The organism is Arcobacter sp. CECT 8989, assembly GCF_004116715.1.
In the GTDB taxonomy this organism is placed as follows: Bacteria; Campylobacterota; Campylobacteria; order Campylobacterales; family Arcobacteraceae; genus Halarcobacter.
Genome location: NZ_PDKE01000038.1, coordinates 1 through 907, shown reverse-complemented (window position 1 = coordinate 907; position 907 = coordinate 1). Strand labels below are relative to the sequence as shown.

Genomic DNA, 907 nt, shown 5'->3' with positions numbered 1-907 from the left:
ATTGCACATTATCCTGAATTTTCGGTGATGCCTATTAATTTAGTTCCATCGTGCCGCGACTGCAATATGGGAGAGAAAGGTCAAGTTTTCGCAGTAGATGAGGTACACCAAGCGATTCATCCCTATATCGACAAGGACATTTTTTTTCGTGAGCAATGGGTATATGCAAATTTCGTTTCCGGAACTCCGGGTGCTATCAGTTTTTATGTTGAATGCCCGGCGAACTGGAGGCAGGAAGACAAACACAGAGCTCTTCATCATTTCAAGCTATTAAATATTGCTAACAGGTATCGTTTGGAGGCAGGGAAGCACTTGAGTGAAGTGATTACTCAAAGAAACTCTTTCGTAAAAGTTATAAGGAAATATAGTTCAACCGCAACGTTTCAGCAGCTACAGTCAGAATTTATTGAAGCAAATCTGAAACCTATTATAGATTTGAATGACTTCCCCAATTATTGGAAAAGAGTTATGTATCAGTGCCTAGCAAACTCGGAAGATTTTTTCAGAGGGATCTAGAATATGATGAAAGATAGAAAATTACGACGCTTATCGGAAGTGAACGAATACTTTTTATATGAGGAGGGCTGTTTTTACAAAATCCGGTAGTAACTTGCTAACCAATTCCTAGGCAGGTCATTGGCAACAGTGGCATGCACCGAGAAGGACGTTTGTAATGTCCGCTCCGGCACATAGCAGTCCTAGGGACAGTGGCGTACAGTCATAGATGGTCGGTGGGAGGTGGTACAAATTCTCTCATGCAAAAAATATGTAAAATCGGTAGCAACTGGAAATCATTCAACACCCGCACTATCGGAAGTTCACCAGCCAGCCGCAGCACGTTCCTGCATACGACGTGTCTGCGGCTCTACCATATCTCCTATGAGCAACGTGTTAGCAGAGCCAAGCC

The 907-nt window shown here is 42.9% G+C and carries 1 pseudogene; it reads left to right on the top strand.

What is annotated here, in order from left to right:
* Nucleotides 1-516, top strand: a pseudogene (locus CRV02_RS14295) (HNH endonuclease); the annotation flags it as partial.
* Nucleotides 517-907: the final 391 nt, after the last annotated feature.